The organism is Bradyrhizobium sp. SZCCHNRI1009 (assembly GCF_032487575.1).
Classification (GTDB): domain Bacteria; phylum Pseudomonadota; class Alphaproteobacteria; order Rhizobiales; family Xanthobacteraceae; genus Bradyrhizobium.
The window spans coordinates 1-19,182 of sequence record NZ_JAUEUL010000004.1 but is presented as its reverse complement, the minus strand read 5'-3'; the positions used below and the strand labels follow the sequence as shown (position 1 = coordinate 19,182).

Here is a 19,182-nt window from a genome sequence, read left to right as displayed (position 1 = left end):
GCCTGCCGGCTCGCCGACCGATCATGCAGAAGAACGCCATCTTCCAGTCAAAGCTGCTGCCGTTCGTGCTGGTCGCTCCCCAGCTCGCGATCGTGCTGATCTTCTTCTATTGGCCCGCCATCCAGGCCGTCATCCAGTCGTTCCTGCTGCAGGACGCGTTCGGCCTGTCCACGAGCTTCGTCTGGTTCGAGAACTACGCCGACCTGCTCAGCCAGCCGGACTATTTTGAAGCCATTCTCCGCACCTTCGGCTTCTCCTTCGCCATCGCATTCTCGTCGCTGTCGGTCGCGCTGCTGCTCGCGGTCATGGCGGACAAGCCGCTGCGCGGCGTGACGCTGTACCGGACGCTGCTGATCTGGCCCTATGCCGTGGCGCCGCCGGTGGTGGGCGTGCTCTGGATCTTCATGCTGCACCCCTCGCTCGGCGTGATCTCGCGCTATCTGCGCGCCATGGGCATCGACTGGAATCCGCTGCTCGACGGCGACCAGGCGGCACTGCAGATCATCCTCGCGGCCGCCTGGAAGCAGATCTCCTACAACTTCCTGTTCTTCCTCGCCGGGCTGCAGAGCATCCCCAAGAGCGTGCTCGAAGCCGCCGCGATCGATGGCGCACGGCCGATGCGGCGGTTCTGGACCGTGACCTTCCCGCTGCTGTCGCCGACCATCTTCTTCCTGCTGGTGATCAACATCGTCTACGCCTTCTTCGAGACGTTCGGCATCATCGACACGATGACCCGCGGCGGTCCTGGCAAGTCCACCGAGACGCTGGTCTACAAGGTCTACACCGATGGCCTGCTCGGCGGCAATCTCGGCTCCTCGGCTGCACAATCCGTCGTTCTGATGGTCATCGTCATCGTGCTGACGGCGATCCAGTTCCGCTTCGTCGAGCGCAAGGTGACCTACTGATGGTCGAGCAAGAAGGCATTCGACGCTACGTCGCGCATGTCATCCTGTGGATCGGAATCGCGATCGTCGCGTTCCCGGTCTATCTCGCATTCGTCGCCTCGACGCAGGACAATGCGGTGATCGCCAACGGGCAGATGTCGCTGCTGCCGGGCGGGCACTTCCTGTCGACCTACTATCAGACGATCTTCGTCGGCACGAGCGGCTCGACCCGCGAGCCGGTTGCGACCATGCTTTTGAACTCGCTGGTCATGGCGCTCTCGATCGCCGTCGGCAAGATCGCGATCTCGATCATCTCGGCGTATGCGGTCGTCTACTTCCGCTTCCCGTTCCGCATGCCGATCTTCTGGCTCATCTTCATCACCCTGATGCTGCCGGTCGAGGTGCGCATCTATCCGACCTACAAGATCGTCGCCGACCTCCATATGCTCGACAGTTATGCGGGGCTCGCGCTGCCGCTGATCGCGTCCGCCACTGCGACGCTGCTGTTCCGCCAGTTCTTCATGACCGTGCCGGACGAGCTGCTGGAGGCGTCCCGCATCGACGGCGCCGGGCCGTTCCGCTTCTTCTGGGACACCCTGCTGCCGCTGTCGCGCACCAACATGGCGGCGCTATTCGTGATCCTGTTCATCCTCGGCTGGAATCAATATCTCTGGCCGCTGCTGATCACGACGCGCGACGACATGCAGACCATCCAGATCGGCATCCGCAAGATGATCACGACGACCGACGCGCTGACGGAGTGGCCGATCGTCATGGCGACCGCAGTGCTCGCGATGCTGCCGCCGGTGTTCGTCGTCGTCGTCATGCAGCGCCTGTTCGTCAAGGGGCTGGTGGAGACGGAAAAGTGAGGACAGCGAATAGGGAGTGGCGAATAGCGAATAGAGACATCCGGGTATCAGAAGCCGTTCGCCTTCCCCTCCTCGCCACACCCCATTCACCATTCGCCTGCCACCGCCCGCTGCTCAACCTCTACCGGTAATCATTCCATGGCCAACGTCACCCTCCGCAACGTCCGCAAGGTCTACCAGGGCGGTTTCGAAGCCATCAAAGGCGTCGATATCGATGTCGGCGACGGTCAGTTCTGCGTGCTGGTCGGCCCGTCGGGCTGCGGCAAATCCACCCTGCTGCGGATGGTCGCGGGGCTCGAGACGATCACCTCGGGCGAGATCGACATCGGCGGCCGCATCGTCAATGCGATCGAGCCGGCCGATCGCGACATCGCGATGGTGTTCCAGAATTACGCGCTCTACCCGCATATGACCGTCTACAACAACATGGCCTACGGCCTGCGCAATCGCGGCATGGCCGAGAAGGAGATCAGGACGCGCGTCGAGGACGCCGCTCGCATCCTCGAGCTCGGCACCATGCTCGAGCGGAAGCCGCGCCAGCTCTCCGGCGGCCAGCGCCAGCGCGTCGCGATGGGCCGCGCCATCGTGCGCCAGCCCAAGGTGTTCCTGTTCGACGAGCCGCTCTCCAACCTGGACGCCAAGCTGCGCATCGCGATGCGGGTCGAGATCCGCAAGCTGCAGCGCCGGCTCAACACCACCGCGATCTACGTCACCCACGACCAGCTCGAGGCGATGACGCTCGCCGACATCCTGGTGGTGATGAACGGCGGCAAGGTCGAGCAGATCGGCAATCCGCTCGAGATCTATCAGAAGCCCGCCACCACCTTCGTCGCATCCTTCATCGGCGCGCCGCCGATGAACCTGATGCCGGTCGATGGCCTCCGTCCCCAGTTGCACGGTGCCGACGCGGTTCCCGCCGATGCCGGCCAGCTCGGCATCCGCCCTGAAGATTTCGAGCTCGGCGACACCGTTCCGGCGGGCGGGGTCGGGCTCGACCTCCGCGTCGAAGCGATCGAGCACGTCGGCGCCGAAACCTATGTCTACGGCGCGCGCCAGGACGCCGGCAGCGACGACCGGCTCTCCGCCACCGCCAACGACATCATCGTGCGGCTGCCGGGCACGGCCGCGCCGGAGATCGGCGCGCGGATTCGCGCCGTGGCGCCGCGGGCCAAGCTGCACCTGTTCTCGGCCGACGGCCGGCAGCGGCTATCGGCTTAAGCCCTTCCACAGGCTGACCGTTCCGGCGCATTCGGGGTGCTTGAACGCACCCCGGATCGTGCCCATATTGCTGCTCAAGGGGTGCCGACAGGGCCCTGATACATCAAAGTCGCTTCGAGAGGACTTTGTAAACCATGTCTCGTGTTCCTTCGCTCTCCAGTCCGTTTCTGCTGGGCTTCGACGAGATCGAGCGCGTGCTCGACCGCGTCGTCAAAGGTGCCGACGGGTATCCGCCGTACAATATCGAGCGGTTCGAACGCACCAATGGCCAGCCCGAGCGTCTGCGGATCACGCTGGCGGTGGCGGGTTTCACCCGCGACCAACTCGATGTCACCATTGAGGAAAACCAGCTGGTCATCCGCGGCCGGCAGCAGGACGACAAGACCAGGCAATACATTCATCGCGGCATTGCCGCGCGCCACTTCCAGCGCACCTTCGTGCTGGCGGAGGGAATGCATGTGCTCGGTGCGGACCTGAAGAACGGGTTGTTGTCGGTCGATCTGGCCAGGCCGGAGCCTGAGCGGATCGTTAAGACAATAGCGATCAATGAACACGAATAATGGTTTGATGGAACGAGTAGCGGACTCGACCGCTTGAGTCTCAGAAGGAGTCGAGACCATGACTGAAGGTAATGTTGCGTCGGAATCCCCCGTCTCCCTGGAGTCGCTGGCTACCTTGGGCGAGGGCCACATTGCTTATGTGAAGCAGATCCGCTCCGAGGACGTACCGGGACTGTTTCCGCAGGCACCGCACATCGCGCCGGGACTGAAGCTGTTCGCCTTGCATGCCGCTGACGGCACGCCGATCATGCTCACCGACAGCCGCGAAGCCGCGATTGCGAATGCTTGGAGCCACGAACTCCAGGCCGTGAGCGTGCACTGACGCAAAGGCCGCGCCGCAGCGCCTGCGGCAACCGCGTCTCGTGAGACTTGATGCTCACGAGATCCATGTGGCTCACGCACTGACACGAGGGCGGTCCCCGGAAACGGGGGCGGCCCTTTTTTCTGCCCGGAGCGAGCGCCGCACATGACGTTGCCGACAACACCCCTGAGCGCCGCAGAGCTGAGCGCAGATCGTGCGCTCGCGGACGCACTGCTCGCGCTCAACAATGCGCATGCCTCGGAGCTGTCCTGGCTCTCGCCCGATGCGCTGGAGCAGCTGGTCGATCGAGCCTGGCGCGCCCGGCGCGTTGGTTGGGCCGACGCGCTGGTGATCGCGCTGGATCACGCCGCCGCCTATGACAATCCGAATCACCGCTGGTTCCGGGCGCGCTACGATCGGTTCGTCTATGTCGACCGCATCGTGGTGGCGCCGGCCGCCCGCGGCCGGGGCCTGGCGCGGCAGCTCTATGAGGAGCTGATTCGGGAGGCGACCGCGGCGGGCCACGACCACATCGTCTGCGAGGTCAATCTGGATCCGCCCAATCCGCAGTCGGACGCGTTTCATGCTGCGCTCGGCTTCGCGCCGTTGGCGACGGCCGGCATCCATGGCGGCGCCAAGACGGTGCGCTACATGGCGAGATCGTTGCGATAGCCGGCGTCAGACGACGCGGCTGCTGAAAGCGCCTTTGAGAAATTTGTTTCCATCGATGTCTGGAACGGTCGATTTGACAACCAGATACAATCCGACCGGGTTTAAGGCGAAGGTGTCCAATCCTTAAGTTGTCCCCATTGCAGCACGCGCTAGTCCGATGTGTGGCGAGCATGTGTAGGGATGGCAGATGCATGGATCACGGCTTGATGCAGGCGGCGTCTATCGAGAGCTTGCACGCGGGACCCTCCCCAACCGGCACGTCTTTGTGGACAGTCCTCCGCCGGGACCGAGCCCTTACTACGTCATCTGCAACAGCGTGCCGAAAGCAGGAACGTACCTGCTGGTCGAACTCGTCAGAGCGCTGGGCGGTCATGTCGACGTCGGCTATCACACCTACACGTCATCGATCAGCAGGCTGAATCCCGACGGCTCGCTCGACTACGGACGCGCGCTCCCGGCGCCGCTGTGGGCGTCGGCCCTGAGCTCCGGCTACTCCTGCGCCTCGCATACCGAGTACTGTCCGTATCTCGAGCAATATCTGCTGGGCCGACCGGACCACAAGATGCTGTTCATCGTCCGCGACCCCCGCGACATCGTCGTGAGCTGGGTCGACTTCGTCTACCATTCGGCGGCCTACCCGAAGATGCGGAAGTGGAACGCCTATCTGCGGGCGGCCGGATCGGCTGCTCACCCCGACGACGCCTCCCGAATCAACTCGACCCTCCTCTCTTTGCCCCGGTCCGGCATCAAGAACTTCATGAGCTGGCTGGACTCGCCGGCCTGCCTGACCGTGAGGTTCGAAGAGCTCTATGCAGAGCTCGCGGCCGACGATGTGGCGCGGTCGTCGTTTCCCGTCCTTCACGGCATCTGCGACTACCTGGGGCTGCCGCGCAAGACGGCCGCGGAGCTCGATGTGCTCGGCCGCGGTCTGACGTCGTCGGGACGGGGCCGGAAGGTCGGCATCTACAAGGAGCGAATGATGCCGCATCATTTCGACCTGCTCCGCAGCGAGGCATTCCAGGAGCTCGTCGTCGAGTTCGGCTACGAGCCGACGCCGTTGCACCCACCCGCGCGGACGAGCGGGTTCAGTGCGGCGCGGAAGCTCGCCAGCAGGCTTTCCCGGTCCTTGCAGGGCGGCGGCGCGATACGACGTCAGGCCGCGGAGGCGGGCGGCAGCGCCAGCACCGAATAGATCGCCTGGGCGTCGCGCGAGGCACGGAGCTTCTTGGCGACATCCTGGTCGCGGAGCAGCCGGGCGATCCGCGCGAGGGCCTTCAGATGGTCGGCACCGGCGCCCTCCGGCGCCAGCAGCAGGAACACCAGATCGACCGGCTGGCCGTCCATGGCCTCGAAATCGATCGGCCGCTCCAGCCGGGCGAACAGGCCGAACAGCTTCTCCAGCTTCGGCAGCTTGCCGTGGGGAATCGCCACGCCATACCCGACGGCCGTGGTTCCGAGCTTCTCCCGCTGCAGCAGCACTTCGAAGATGTTGCGCTCGTTCTGCCCGGTCAGCGCAGCCGCGCGGGCGGCAAGCTCCTGCAGCGCCTGCTTCTTACTGATGACCTTCAAAGCCGGCACGATCGCCTCGGGTGCGACCAGATCGGTAATCGGCATAGGGCGTTCCGAGGTGATTGAACCGTCAGGGTGCGAAATAGGTCGGGACAGACCGGCGTCAAGAAGCTGAGGCGGCAGGCGGGCTTAACCCGTGTCCGATGGGTGGGGCTTCTACCCCAACGCAACGGCCGTGCCAACACCCGCAAGCGTGTTCCCGCAGCCTATCCTTAAAGATCGCCGGAGCGTGGCGGCCTGAAGGCGCCAGCGCCCCAACCGCTTGGTCGCATCCCTTCATTGCCGTGGCGTGACGTCGCAACCCGTCCGCCAACCGCCTGATCGGGAACCGGTTTTCGCGCCGCCAGGAGATCCCTGGAACGCATCCGCGTGACTACGGTGTCACCGCCGGTGGATCGACCCAGCCGATATTGCCGTCGGCGCGGCGGTAGATGATGTTCACCCGGCCGCTGGAGCCATGCTGAAACACCATGCAGGGCGCCCCCGAAAGATCGAGCTCCATGACCGCTTCCGACACCGACAGCCGCTTCAGCGCCGTGGTGTTCTCGGCAATGATCACCGGACTGTAGCCAGTGATCTCCTCGTCGCCCTCGGCCGGCGCCTCGATCACATAGCTCGGCGCATCCAGCACCGCGCCGTCGAGATTGGCGAGCGCCGCATTGGCCGCATGGGATTTGCGCCCCGAGCGGTCCTTCAGCCGGCTCTTGTAGCGGCGCAGGCGCTTCTCGATCATCAGGAGCGCCTGGTCGGCGCTGGCATAGGCGTCCGGCGCATTCGATTCGGCCTCGAGCGTGATGCCGGAATCGAGGTGCAGGGCGCAATCGGTCTTGAACCCGAAACCGTCCTTGGAGAGCGTGACATGGCCGGAATAGTTGCCGTCGAAGTATTTTCGCAAGACTTCGTCGGTGCGCTCGCTGACGCGCCCACGCAGCGCTTCGCTGACGCTGATGCTCTTTCCGGAAATCCGCAGGGTCATGTGTCGCCTCGATTCATGTGAACCAAGTATGACACTAAGCCTATTTGGTTAAGGCGCAATCGCGGGGCCCGGTCAAACTGACGCGGCATCCCGGGTGCGGTCGGCGCTGGCGGGGGCCGACAGGGCATGCGCCAGCATGCTCTGCTTGTCGCGGCGGCGCTGCACCGAGGACGGGATCCGCATCGCCTCCCGGTATTTCGCGACCGTGCGGCGGGCGATGTCGATGCCGGCGGTCCGCAGCTTCTCGACGATGGTGTCGTCGGAGAGAATTGCGGAGGGATCTTCCGCATCGATCAGCTGCTTGATGTGATGGCGCACGGCTTCCGCCGAGTGCGCCTCGCCGCCATCGGCCGATGCGATCGAGGCGGTGAAGAAATATTTCAGCTCGAACGTGCCGCGATTGGTCGCCATGTATTTGTTGGCGGTGACGCGCGACACGGTCGATTCATGCATCTGGATCGCATCCGCAACGGCCTTCAAGTTGAGCGGCCGCAGATGCGCGACGCCGTGGGTGAAGAAGCCGTCCTGCTGGCGCACGATTTCGGTCGCGACCTTCAGGATCGTGCGGGCGCGCTGATCGAGCGCACGCACCAGCCACGTCGCGTTCTGCAGGCAGTCGGTGAAGTAGGACTTGTCGCCGTCCTTGCGGATCGTCTTCGACAGCTCGGAGTAATAGTGCTGGTTCACCAGGACGCGCGGCAGCGTGTCGCTGTTGAGCTCGACCAGCCAGCCGCCGTCGGGACCCGGGCGGACGTAGACGTCGGGCACCATGGTCTGTGTGCGCGTGGTGCCGAACTTCAGCCCCGGCTTCGGATCGAGCCTGCGGATCTCGCCGATCATGTCGACGAGGTCCTCGTCGTCGACGCCGCACAGCTTGCGAAGGGCGACGAAGTCGCGCTTGGCCAGGAGATCGAGGTGCTCGACGAGCGCCTGCATCGCCGGATCGTAGCGGTCGAGCTCACGCAGCTGGATTGCGAGACATTCGCTCAAATTGCGGGCGCAGATGCCGGGCGGATCGAACGTCTGCAGCACGCCGAGCACGGCATCGACGTCGGCCTGCTCGGCGCCGAGCCGGTCGGCGGCCTGGCCGAGATCGGCGGGCAGATAGCCGGCCTCGTCGACGAGATCGATCAGATACTGGCCGATCATGCGGTCGGCCGGCGCGGTGAAGGCCACCGCCGCCTGCTCGGCGAGATGATCCGACAGCGTGGTCTCGGCCGCGACGAAGGCTTCGAGATTGTAGTCCTCATCACCGGAGGCGCCACCGCCCCATTCGGTGTAGGTGGTCGGCGCGGCGTCCTGCGCGGTCCGCGCGGCCGCTTCGGCGGGCTCTTCGGAGAACACATTCTCGAGCCCGGAATCGAGCGTCTGTTCGATCTCCGTACGGGTGCCGAGATCGCGGCTCATCCAGTCGTCCTGGGCGCCCTCGAAGCTCTCGCCGCCGCTCGCGCCCTCGCCGAAATCGTCGCCGCCGGCCTCGCCACCTTCCGAGAACTCGGCCCGCTCGGACATCTGCTGCTCGCCGGCGACCGGCGCTTCCGGACCGTCGCTCGCGCGCTCCAGCAGCGGGTTGCGCTCCAGCTCCTCTTCGACGAACGTGGAGAGGTCGAGATTGGACAATTGCAGCAGCTTGATCGCCTGCATCAGCTGCGGCGTCATCACCAGCGACTGCGACTGGCGGAATTCTAATCTCTGCGTCAACGCCATGGGAGCAAGAATATTCCCTTACTGGTCCAATTCTTGCTTATCCTAATCTGCGCGCGATGTACACGGCTTGACGAATAAGAAAAAGGGAGTATGGCGCGCGCGGAAGACGAGGTTACCGGCCTCGCAAAGCAGTTGGAAACAGCGGTATTCGCAGCGTTTCCGCGACCCGTCCTGTGTCCGACAAAGCGGACAAACAGCGCGTCGGCAACCCTACAGCCGGAATTCCTCACCGAGATACAGCCGGCGCACGTCGGGATCGGCGACGATCTCCTCCGGGCTGCCTTCGGTGAGAATCTGCCCCGCATAGACGATGTAGGCCCGATCGGTGAGGCCGAGCGTCTCGCGGACGTTATGGTCGGTGATGAGCACGCCGATGCCGCGGTTGGTGAGATGGCGCACCAGCTGCTGGATGTCGCCGACCGCGATCGGATCGATGCCGGCGAACGGCTCGTCGAGCAGCATGTAGTTCGGGCGCGTCGCCAGCGCGCGCGCGATCTCGACGCGGCGACGCTCGCCGCCGGACAGCGCGATCGACGGCGACTTGCGCAGCCGCGTGATGGTGAACTCTTCCAGCAGCGCGTCGAGCTCGCGCTCGCGCTTCTTGCGCGACGGCTCGACCACCTCGAGCACGGCGCGGATGTTCTGCTCGACGGTGAGGCCGCGGAAGATCGAGGCCTCCTGCGGCAGGTAGCCGATGCCGAGCCGCGCGCGCTGATACATCGGCAGCCGCGTCACGTCATGGCCATCGAGCTCGATGGCGCCGCGATCGGCCTTGATCAGCCCGGTGATCATGTAGAACACGGTGGTCTTGCCGGCGCCGTTCGGCCCGAGCAGGCCGACGGCCTCGCCGCGGCGGACATAGATCGAGACGCCGCGCACGACCTGGCGGCTGCCAAAGCTCTTCTCGATCGAATGCACGGCGAGGAAGCCCGGCCGGCGCAGCAATTGCGGGCCGCCGCCCGCGCCATTGTTGCGCGGCTTGGCGGGTCCCGGCTGTGAGGCCGGCCGCTTGCGCTGGATCTGCTCGGTGTTCTGCGGCGAGCGCGGATTGATGCGTGGCACCGTTTCATCGCGCACGGAGTCGGCGAGCGCGGCGAGCGGATCATCGCTGTAGGAATTGCCGAACGGATCGTCCATGGCCGTGATGTCGTCGCGCCGGCGCGAGGAGCCTCGCTGGCCGCGCTTGGCGGGACGCCCACGAAACATGCCGAGTAGATCCACCATCCCCGCTTCGCTTACGCCCTTCGAGGCTGCCCGTCACCGACCGCAGCGCTGGCTCGCCCGCTCACCGCGAGCGAACGCATCTCACCTCTCTCGCGGATCACAGGGAGCGCGAGGCCGGCCAAAGCGCGGCAGGCCGCGCTTCGGAGTTTGTCGTCTGACGGCGAAGTCGCGGTCGCCACGCAGGCGACCGATCGCAAGATCGCAATCGTGTCCGGCATCACTCTTTCGCAGCCATGCAACGGGCTCCACGGCCTCCCGTTACATCGGTCCTGCGACAGAACCGCCCGCCCGCTAGATAGAGGCAGCAGCGGCGCGGTTCAACTGGGCCGCCGGCGTTTTGCTAAATAATTGAAGTCACTTCGATTTGCCTGGACCGAGCTGCAGCGGCGCGGCGCTGCCCGGAGCCGAGGCGGTCGACGGACCGCAGCCGCCGCCCGCGCCGGCGCCCGCCTGCGGCAGCAGCACCTGCACGCCGCGCCCGCTGTCGGATTCGACGCGCGACACGCCGGTGGTCATGTCCACCGTCAGGCGGTCGCCACGCATCACGTTCTTGCACTGGGTCAGCACCACGCCGCCCTGCATCGAGATCATGTTGGTCTTGGTGTCGTAGACCGCGGTCTCGCCGGTCACGACCTGATCCTTCTGGGTCACCTTGACGTCGCCGCGCGCCTCCAACCGGCGAATCGCCGAGCTGCCGTCCGGCCCCGGCGTCGCCGCCGGCGTGGCCTTGCTCGACTTGGCGCCGCCCGGCTGGGCGCCGCCGTCGTAGAACACCACCAGCGATTTCGAGGTCATGGTGGTATCGCCCTGCACGACCTTGACGTTGCCGGTGAAGGTCGCCTCCTTCTTCTTGTCGCGCATCTCGAGCGCAGCGGCCTCGATCTGGATCGGCTGGTCGCGGTTCTGCGAAAATCCCTGCAGCGCGTTCGGCACCCCGGTGGTCGCGCTCTGCGCCTGCAGCGGATCGGCGAACGCGATCAGCGCCAGCGCACCGAACGAGGCGCCGCGCCGGACCGCGGCAATCAAACGATACGTCGTCATGAGCTCACTTCACGTTGCGGGCCGGACGGCCGGGATCGGCGCTCGCGGTCGTGGCCGGAGCGGCATTCATGTTGTCGAGGTTCATCATCACGTTGCCCTCGAAGCGGATGACCTCGCCATTGTCGGTGATGCGCAGGCGGTCGGCGGAGAGCGTGCCGTTGGTGAGCTTGACGTCGACGCGCTCGTCCGAGCTCACGGTGCCCTTGGCCATGTCGACCGAGGCCCGGCTCAGCCGCGCCTCGTAGCCCGTCGACGTCGTCAGCAGGATGTCCTTCGTCAGCTCGAGCTGCTGCTGCTTGGTGTCGAACACGCCGGTATTCGCCTTCAACGTCACCGTCGACTGATCCTCCATCAGCACCTTGGCGCGGAGGATGTTGAGCTCGACGTGATCGGGATCGGTGAGGTCCTGCACCGCGCTCCGGGCGACGAGGTCATAGGGCCGCTGGTCCGGCGTGAAGCCGGTCAGATGCGGCGTCTCCATCGTGATCTTGCGGCCGGAGATGACGAGGTTGCCGGTGAGATTCGGGGTGTTGATCTCCATGTGGAACGGATTGAACAGCGCGATGCCGATCACGACCGCCATCGCCAGTCCCACCGCCGCCGGCACCGCGACCCGCAGCACGCGCACGAAGCGGCTGTGGCGCGCCGCGACCGCGAAGCGCGCCTGCAGGGTGGGATCATAGGCGGGGTTGTGGACCGAGTTCACCAGGGCTCCGACGGACACGGGGAGGCGCGCGAAACAGCGCCCATCCTACCATGGACGCCCTCACCATTGCAGCCTGGAACTGGCGCGAAATCGCGACGCGGGGCGGCTTGCGATCATTACGAGACATTAATGATCGTGAACGCGCGCCCGCGATTCGCCGGCTTCAGGAATGCGCGAAGATGTCCTCGGCCTCGAATCCGCCCAGATCGAGCGTCGCGCGGTGGGGCAGGAACGCGAAACAGGCCTGCGCCAGCGCCAGCCGCCCTTCGCGCGCCAGCATCACGTCGAGCTTTTCGCGCAGCGCATGCAGATGCAGCACGTCGGAGGCGGCATAAGCGAGCTGCGGCTCGCTGAGCTGCTCGGCGCCCCAGTCGCTCGACTGCTGCTGCTTGGAGAGATCGACGTTGAGCAGCTCGCGCACGAGATCCTTCAGGCCATGGCGGTCGGTATAGGTGCGCGCCAGCCGCGAGGCGATCTTGGTGCAATAGACCGGCTGCGGCATCACCCCGAACGCGTGAAACAGCGCCGCGACGTCGAAGCGCGCGAAGTGGAAGATTTTGGTGATGTCCGGGTTGCCAAGCAGCGCCTTCAGGTTCGGCGCGTCGGTGTGCCCCTTGGGAATCTGCACCACGTCGGCCGAGCCGTCGCCGGGCGACAGCTGCACCACGCACAGCCGGTCGCGGTGCGGATTGAGCCCCATCGTCTCGGTGTCGATCGCGACCGACGAGGTATAGCGGGAAAGATCAGGCAGGTCGCCGCGGTGCAGGCGTACGGTCATGGCTCTCAAAACCTCGTCGAATCGAAATCGGACGCGACGGGCCGGAGCAACGCCGCGGGAAGCGCTCGGGAACCGGCTGTAGCCCGGCGCTGGTAACCAACCGGCAAACGCGCCGGGCCGGTCCGGAGATCAGCCGTGGGAATGCCAGCCCCGCCGCCCGGGCGCAAGGGCCGGACAGGGCCAGGTGATCGCATCTGAGGCGGCGCCGTCGTCATTGAGGCGGTCGACCCGCTGGTTGCATCGCGCCAGATCGCACCCAATCGATCGATGCAACTCTTGCATTGATCGATGCCGCCTTTGGCTTGGACAGAAAATGCCACTGGCCGTACGCGTGATATTGTCGCATGACTTCGCATCTGGAGTGCAGCGACCCAAGGCGGCCTGCAGCATCTGCCCAACAACAACGACATAATCAATTGAGGAGGAAGCCAAGATGAAGGCACTTACAGGTATCATTGCGGCCGCTGTGCTGGCGGTCTCGTCGCCTTTGGCGACCGCGCGCGATTTCCGCTCCGCCGACGTGCACCCCGCCGATTATCCGACCGTCGAAGCCGTCAAGTTCATGGGCAAGCAGCTCGCCGCCGCGAGCGGCGGCAAGCTCGGCGTCAAGGTGTTTCCGAACGGCGCCCTCGGCTCCGAGAAGGACACGATCGAGCAGCTCAAGATCGGCGCGCTCGACATGATGCGGATCAACTCCTCGCCGCTCAACAATTTCGTGCCGGAGACCGTCGCGCTGTGCCTGCCCTTCGTGTTCCGCGACACGCAGCACATGCGCACCGTCCTGGACGGCCCAATCGGCGACGAGATCCTGGCGGCCATGGAGCCCGCCGGCCTGATCGGCCTCGCCTATTATGACAGCGGCGCGCGCTCGATCTACACGGTCAAGGCGCCGGTCAAGTCGCTCGCCGACCTCAAGGGCCTGAAGATCCGCGTCCAGCAGTCCGACCTCTGGGTCGGCATGATCCAGAGCCTCGGCGCCAACCCGACCCCGATGCCCTATGGCGAGGTCTACACCGCGCTCAAGACCGGCCTCGTCGACGCCGCCGAGAACAACTGGCCGTCCTACGAATCCTCGCGCCACTTCGAGGCCGCCAAGTTCTACAACGTCACCGAGCACTCGCTGGCGCCGGAAGTCCTCGTGATGTCCAAGAAGGTCTGGGACACCTTGAGCAAGGAGGATCAGGCGATGATCCGCAAGGCGGCAAAGGACTCCGTGCCGGTCATGCGCAAGCTCTGGGACGAGCGCGAGCAGACCTCCCGCAAGGCCGTCGAGGCCGCTGGCGTGCAGGTCGTGACGATCGCCAACAAGCAGGAATTCGTCGACGCGATGAAGCCGGTGTACCAGAAGTTCGCCGGCGACGAGAAGCTCTCGAGCCTCGTCAAGCGCATCCAGGACACCAAGTAAGAGTAGCGACGTAAAAATCGCGACTTCAAAGACATCTACCAAGAACAACAATCATACGGTCCGGCGTCGCCAGCAGGCGGCGCCGGAGGAAAGCCAGGGGAGGGACGGGAATGACAGACCCACATGTCGGCGACCACGAGCATGGGGAGGGACGCCCGTCGACCGGCCTGCTGTCGCGGATCAACGCCGTCGTCGCGCGCGTCGGCATGTATCTGTCCGTCGCCGGCCTGCTCGTCATCGTCACCATCGTCTTCTACCAGGTGTTCGGACGCTACGTTCTCAACTCCAGCCCGACCTGGACCGAGAACCTGGCGCTGGTCCTGATCCTCTATGTCACGCTGATCGGCGCGGCCGTCGGCGTTCGCGACGCCGGCCATATCGGCATGGACAGCCTCCTCGTGATGCTGCCGGATCATATGCGGGAAAAGATCGAGCTCGTCATCCACGTGCTGGTCGCGATGTTCGGCGTCGCGATGGCCTACAACGGCTGGATCCTCGGCGCCTCCGTGGGCACCGTGAAGATCGCCAATCTCGGCCTGCCCGAAGTCGTCCGCTACATCCCGCTGATCGCTTCGGGAATCCTGATCGTCATGTTTTCCATCGAGCACATCATGGCTCTCTTGCGCGGCGAAGAGGTCGTCCCCTCATGGAACTGATCATTCTCGGCGTCACCTTCTTCGGCCTCCTGGTCCTCGGCGTTCCCGTTGCGTTTGCGATCGGCCTTTCGGCGATCTGCACCATCCTCTATGAGGGCCTGCCGGTTGCCGTCATCTTCCAGCAGATGATGTCGGGGATGAACATCTTCTCGTTCCTCGCCATCCCGTTCTTCGTCTTCAGCGGCGAGCTGATGCTGCATGGCGGCGTCGCCGACAAGATCGTGCAGCTCGCCAAGAATCTCGTCGGTCACATCCGCGGCGGGCTCGGCATGTCCAACGTCGTCGCCTGCACCTTGTTCGGCGGCGTCTCCGGCTCGCCCGTGGCCGACGTGTCGGCGATGGGCGCGGTGATGATCCCGATGATGAAGAAGGAAGGGTTCGACACCGACTACGCCGTCAACGTCACCACCCACGCCTCGCTGGTCGGCGCGTTGATGCCGACCAGCCACAACATGATCATCTATGCGCTCGCCGCCGGCGGCAAGGTGTCGATCGGCGCGCTGATCGCCGCCGGCCTGCTGCCGGCGATGGTGCTGATGGTCTGCATGCTGGTGGCGGCCTACGCGGTCGCGGTGAAGCGCGGCTATCCCGCCGGCAAGTTTCCAGGCTGGCCCGAAGTTTTCCGCTCGTTCGCGGCGGCGCTGCCCGGCCTTCTGATCGTCGGCATCATCCTGACGGGCATCCTGTCCGGCGTCTTCACCGCCACGGAGTCCGCGGCCGTCGCGGTGACCTACACGATCCTGCTGACGTTCTTCATCTACCGCACGATGACCCTGGCCAACTTCCTGCGGGCCGCTGCCAAGGCGGTGAAGACCACCGGCGTCGTGCTGCTGCTGATCGGCGTCTCCACCATGTTCCAGTACCTGATGGGACTCTACGAGGTCGCCGACTTCGCCGGCGACCTGATGAGCAAGGTGTCGACGCAGCCCTGGATGATCTTCCTGCTGATCAACGTCATCCTGTTCCTGCTCGGCACCTTCATGGACATGGCGGCCACCATCCTGATCTGCACGCCGATCTTCCTGCCGATCGCGATGAAGGCTGGCATGGACCCGGTGCAGTTCGGCATGCTGATGCTGATCAACTGCGCGTTGGGCCTCAACACCCCGCCGGTCGGCACCACGCAGTTCGTCGGCTGCGCCATCGGCGGCATCTCAGTCGGCGCCGTCATGCGCACCATCCTGCCGTTCTACGCCGCCCTGATCGCCGCCCTGATGTTCGTGACCTACGTCCCCGCCTTCTCGCTGTGGCTGCCGCGATTGTTGATGGGGTACAAGGGATAGTCGTCACGCGGTGCCGGCCTCCACCGGCACCGCACTCTGATTGTCGTCCCAGACTTCCCCGCCAACCGCTCACGTCACGCAGGAGCGCGCGACGATTCCGATCTTGCGGTTGTCGCCGGCGAGGTCAAACTGCAGCCCATCATCAGCTCGGCCTCGACCTTGCCGAGCCCGTCATAGACGAGCTCGATTCGCTTGGCCTCCTGTAGCGTCGGCCATCGTCGCGCCGACGGATGAAAAGGAACGTGCAATGGCGGCGATCGGATTCATCGGTCTGGGTGTCATGGGCGAGCCGATCTGCCGCAATCTGGCGCGGAAGTCGGGCGCCACGGTGTTCGGCTTCGATCGTGTGGATGCGCCGCTGGAGCGGCTCGCCGAGGTCGGCGTCATCAGGGCCGGGTCGCTGGCGGAGCTGGCGCGCGAGACTGAATTGATCTTCATGGCGCTGCCGAGCGGCAAGCATGTCCAGGCCGTGTGCGACGGCGATGACGGCCTGCTCCGCCATGTCGAGGCGCGCCACACCATCGTCGACCTCGGCACCTCGCCGGTGCAGGCCAGCCGGGAGCTCGCCGCCCGTTTCGCCGCCAAGGGCGCGGCCTTCGCCGATGCGCCGATCGCCCGCACCCGGCAGGCGGCCGAGGACGGCACGCTGAGCGTGATGGTCGGGGCCGACGCGGCGACGTTCGAACGGCTGCGGCCGCTGATCGCGCTGTTCGCGACCGACATCACCCATTGCGGGGGCGTCGGCGCCGGCCAGGTCGTGAAGATCCTCAACAACATGGTGCTGATGCAGACCGTGGTCGCGCTCGGCGAGGCGCTGGAGACCGCCAAGCGTGCGGGCCTCGATCCCAAGCTGCTGTTCGAGACCCTCGCGAAGGGCTCCGCCGACAGCTTCGCGCTGCGCAACCACGGCATGAAGGCAATGCTGCCGGACACATTTCCCGAGCGCGCATTCTCGACCGAATATGCGCGCAAGGACATCGGCTATGCGCTCGATCTCGCCAGGTCCGTACAGATCGATCTGCCGGGCGCGGAGCTCGCCGACAGACGGCTCGGAGAGGCCATCGAGGCGGGATATGGCAATCTGTATTGGCCGGTGCTGGCACGCGTGATTGCGGCGTCACGCAAGACTTGACCTGCTTATTGGACTTTGTTGCCGCCATGGACCGGTGAACTGCGCCTGTGATGACAGCTCAGAACGCAATTTTCTGTAGTGGCTCATAAGCTCGCTGACGGCACGCGTCCATTGGACCCCGATCCGGGGACACATCATCACCCGGCTCTGTTCGAGCCTGCGCTTGTTGCAACGGCGCCGCAGGCTTCAGTCCAACTTAATAAACTTCGGCTTCGGCGAAATTACGCTAATAGCCTTCTGTTTAACATGAAGCCAGTTTGGAGCATTAACCCCCATAAGAACGTGAGATTCTTTTACCAAGTTTTGTTGCGACGCTTCGTTGAGAGCATCCTCGACGTCTAGCACAAGCGCATCCGGATACTTCTCGATCTGTTCCTGAACTCGTTGACCTTTTGCGCTCGGTTTGACGTAATAAGGTGGAGGATGATGCTTTCCCAACGTGCATATTGCGCGCGCAACAGCGTGGTACGCGTCATTGTATATGCCCATGAATCCGTTGGGATCATCCAGCGACACTATCCAAAGCTTCTTGTCCGCGTCGTATCTAACGCCGCCTCCATTCTTTACGCTTGAAGACTCCGGGACAATCCCGATGCGCAATCCGGCTCCACCTTCTAGCTGAGCAATATTTGACTTAATCGTCGCCGCGAAGTGCCGAACGTCGCCAGACGCAGCGAGAAATAGATCAGTCTTCCAAATCTTCTTGATACGGTTGTTCAGCCGATCTTCCACCGTATGACCTTGGGCGGCCAAAGATACCCATGGGCCAAATTTGAAGGGCTTTCCACTGCCTTGAGGAAGCAAAAATGAGTCCGTGCCAGCCTTGTCCACGACCGCATCTAAGAAGCCCAGGAACTTAGCCCGCTCCTGTCCAAACAAGATTGATGTTGGAGCATTGTCAGGAACAAACTTGGACGCCATTCGCATTGCTTGGCTTACGTACGAGGTAACCTTTGGTTCGCCACCGATAATCGCCTCATGAACAGCCCACTCAAAACCGTCGCCGCGCATTCCCTTGTCGCGCTCAAGTCGTGCGATCTTGGCGAATTGCCTCATTCGAACCCTATCAAGCGGAGTATTTATATCGGCCAGATCTTCATTAGTTATCGAATCGATATACGCTCTCAGAATTGAGCGCGACACGGCGTAGAGCGCGCGTCCGTACTCATCCACTGGCGCATTCTGCTCTATAAATGTTACCGTAGACCGGTTAGTTTCTTCAGCCATCGATCGCACCTAATCTCTTGCAACAGATACTTAGAAAACCGACCCATATTGCTACCTGCAAGTCCGGCTAGTGTACAGCCTCAAGCTTCTAAGCGATGCAGAAGGCCGCGCTGGTTGTCGCCCTTGATTCTCCAAACTGCCCGTCGTGCCAGTCTGTCGCAGCATTCGGGCTTGCGCCGTCGGGCAAATCAGCTGCACATTTCCGCGCATCCCTGCTGCCGCATGAGGGGCGTGTCGCGACCGTCACGAGACGTTGGCAGTGGGATGCGATGGGCGTGTGTCGGCGCAGCGTGGATCACTCCGCGCGGACGAACGGCGGTGCACGAACGGTCAAGTCGCGCGGTCCTGATATCCCGACGCTGATATCAACCTGGCGCAATGCTAGCGCATTGCGTGGGGGATGGTGGCCAACAAGCCCGGCGCACCAGGGAGAACGCGAAGCAGCCGTTAAAACCGTTGCGCAGGGAGGGCCGGATGCTCCGGCGCGTACCTGTGGTTCCTGCCGCCAGCATTTTCTTCCGCTGGCGGGCCATGGGTGCGGTCGGCACCCGGCCTTCCCTGCGCCCTCATGATTTGGAGGGCGAGACGATCAGCATGACTCGGGCGCGGATGCATCGCGAGGCCGAGGAGGCTCGTCCGGACTGATTTCCGATAAGCGCACGAGATCCGAGACGATGAGGATGGCTGACAAGCAAGATGTATCTCCGCGCAGGAGGCGCCTCGCCTTTCTTCGTTACGCGATCGGATCAAAGTCTCACCAAGGTCTCGGTCCACTCCCCTCCCCCTTGCGGGGAGGGGTCGGGGGTGGGGGTCTCCGGGCGATGAAGCAAGCGACAGGCACCACCTCTCTGAAGCAAGAGAAGCGACGTGCGCCTCATTTGCAGCGGAGCGTGCGGACCCCATTGGCGCTAACTTACCATTTTGCTGCCGGAAATGGATGATTCCTCGGTCGAGTGACTGACGAATCGCTTTCG

The 19,182-nt window shown here is 64.2% G+C and carries 19 protein-coding genes; 11 read left to right on the top strand and 8 right to left on the bottom strand.

Features of this window, described 5'->3' with window-relative positions:
• Positions 1–23: 23 nt before the first annotated feature.
• The 7 genes from ugpA to QX010_RS09130 all read left to right on the top strand — a co-directional run bounded on the left by ugpA (position 24) and on the right by QX010_RS09130 (position 5,696).
• Positions 24–905, top strand: coding sequence for a sn-glycerol-3-phosphate ABC transporter permease UgpA (ugpA, locus tag QX010_RS09160; protein ID WP_315805654.1), 882 nt, complete (start codon positions 24–26; stop codon positions 903–905).
• Positions 905–1,753 carry a sn-glycerol-3-phosphate ABC transporter permease UgpE gene (gene ugpE, locus QX010_RS09155; RefSeq protein ID WP_315805653.1) on the top strand — a complete coding sequence of 283 codons (849 nt, stop codon included), beginning with the start codon at positions 905–907 and terminating at the stop codon, positions 1,751–1,753. Before ugpA ends, ugpE begins: the two co-directional genes overlap by 1 nt.
• A gap of 138 nt (positions 1,754–1,891) precedes the next feature.
• Positions 1,892–2,971, top strand: coding sequence for a sn-glycerol-3-phosphate import ATP-binding protein UgpC (locus QX010_RS09150; protein WP_315805652.1), 1,080 nt, complete (start codon positions 1,892–1,894; stop codon positions 2,969–2,971).
• Between the two features lie 134 nt (positions 2,972–3,105).
• Complete coding sequence (locus QX010_RS09145) at positions 3,106–3,531, top strand: Hsp20 family protein (RefSeq protein ID WP_006613108.1); 426 nt, start codon at positions 3,106–3,108, stop codon at positions 3,529–3,531.
• A 58-nt stretch (positions 3,532–3,589) separates the two neighbouring features.
• On the top strand, positions 3,590–3,853 hold the full coding sequence (locus QX010_RS09140; protein ID WP_009026315.1) for a DUF1150 family protein: 264 nt from the start codon (positions 3,590–3,592) through the stop codon (positions 3,851–3,853).
• A gap of 144 nt (positions 3,854–3,997) precedes the next feature.
• On the top strand, positions 3,998–4,504 hold the full coding sequence (locus QX010_RS09135; RefSeq protein ID WP_315805651.1) for a GNAT family N-acetyltransferase: 507 nt from the start codon (positions 3,998–4,000) through the stop codon (positions 4,502–4,504).
• Positions 4,505–4,769: 265 nt separating this feature from the next.
• On the top strand, positions 4,770–5,696 hold the full coding sequence (locus QX010_RS09130; protein WP_316178973.1) for a sulfotransferase domain-containing protein: 927 nt from the start codon (positions 4,770–4,772) through the stop codon (positions 5,694–5,696).
• On the opposite strand, the gene ptsN is transcribed toward QX010_RS09130, so the two are convergent.
• The 7 genes from ptsN to QX010_RS09095 all read right to left on the bottom strand — a co-directional run bounded on the left by ptsN (position 5,657) and on the right by QX010_RS09095 (position 12,505).
• The gene (ptsN, locus tag QX010_RS09125) at positions 5,657–6,118 is read right to left on the bottom strand and encodes a PTS IIA-like nitrogen regulatory protein PtsN (RefSeq protein ID WP_315805649.1); all 462 of its coding nucleotides are present in this window, start codon (positions 6,116–6,118) and stop codon (positions 5,657–5,659) included. The genes QX010_RS09130 and ptsN overlap by 40 nt on opposite strands.
• 328 nt (positions 6,119–6,446) lie before the next feature.
• The gene (hpf, locus tag QX010_RS09120) at positions 6,447–7,049 is read right to left on the bottom strand and encodes a ribosome hibernation-promoting factor, HPF/YfiA family (protein ID WP_316178971.1); all 603 of its coding nucleotides are present in this window, start codon (positions 7,047–7,049) and stop codon (positions 6,447–6,449) included.
• A gap of 72 nt (positions 7,050–7,121) precedes the next feature.
• Entirely contained in the window at positions 7,122–8,756 is a 1,635-nt protein-coding gene (gene rpoN / locus QX010_RS09115; RefSeq protein WP_316178970.1) for an RNA polymerase factor sigma-54, read from the bottom strand.
• A 210-nt stretch (positions 8,757–8,966) separates the two neighbouring features.
• Positions 8,967–9,980 (bottom strand): LPS export ABC transporter ATP-binding protein, encoded by a 1,014-nt coding sequence (gene lptB / locus QX010_RS09110; protein ID WP_316178968.1) that lies wholly within the window; start codon positions 9,978–9,980, stop codon positions 8,967–8,969.
• A 354-nt stretch (positions 9,981–10,334) separates the two neighbouring features.
• A complete protein-coding gene (locus tag QX010_RS09105; RefSeq protein ID WP_315805646.1) occupies positions 10,335–11,021 on the bottom strand; it encodes an LptA/OstA family protein in 687 nt (228 codons plus the stop codon).
• 4 nt (positions 11,022–11,025) lie between these two features.
• On the bottom strand, positions 11,026–11,727 hold the full coding sequence (gene lptC / locus QX010_RS09100; protein ID WP_315716868.1) for an LPS export ABC transporter periplasmic protein LptC: 702 nt from the start codon (positions 11,725–11,727) through the stop codon (positions 11,026–11,028).
• A gap of 163 nt (positions 11,728–11,890) precedes the next feature.
• On the bottom strand, positions 11,891–12,505 hold the full coding sequence (locus tag QX010_RS09095) for a ribonuclease D (RefSeq protein ID WP_315758171.1): 615 nt from the start codon (positions 12,503–12,505) through the stop codon (positions 11,891–11,893).
• A 433-nt stretch (positions 12,506–12,938) separates the two neighbouring features.
• Here QX010_RS09095 and QX010_RS09090 point away from each other — a divergent pair, with 433 nt between their 5' ends.
• The 4 genes from QX010_RS09090 to QX010_RS09075 all read left to right on the top strand — a co-directional run bounded on the left by QX010_RS09090 (position 12,939) and on the right by QX010_RS09075 (position 16,981).
• Positions 12,939–13,910, top strand: coding sequence for a TRAP transporter substrate-binding protein (locus QX010_RS09090; protein WP_316178966.1), 972 nt, complete (start codon positions 12,939–12,941; stop codon positions 13,908–13,910).
• 110 nt (positions 13,911–14,020) lie between these two features.
• Positions 14,021–14,566, top strand: coding sequence for a TRAP transporter small permease (locus QX010_RS09085; RefSeq protein WP_316178964.1), 546 nt, complete (start codon positions 14,021–14,023; stop codon positions 14,564–14,566).
• Positions 14,557–15,849, top strand: a complete 1,293-nt coding sequence (locus tag QX010_RS09080; RefSeq protein ID WP_316178963.1) for a TRAP transporter large permease — start codon at positions 14,557–14,559, stop codon at positions 15,847–15,849. Before QX010_RS09085 ends, QX010_RS09080 begins: the two co-directional genes overlap by 10 nt.
• Positions 15,850–16,096: 247 nt before the next feature.
• Positions 16,097–16,981 (top strand): NAD(P)-dependent oxidoreductase, encoded by an 885-nt coding sequence (locus tag QX010_RS09075; protein WP_316178961.1) that lies wholly within the window; start codon positions 16,097–16,099, stop codon positions 16,979–16,981.
• Positions 16,982–17,167: 186 nt separating this feature from the next.
• On the opposite strand, the gene QX010_RS09070 is transcribed toward QX010_RS09075, so the two are convergent.
• A complete protein-coding gene (locus QX010_RS09070; protein ID WP_316178959.1) occupies positions 17,168–18,208 on the bottom strand; it encodes a hypothetical protein in 1,041 nt (346 codons plus the stop codon).
• Positions 18,209–19,182: the final 974 nt, after the last annotated feature.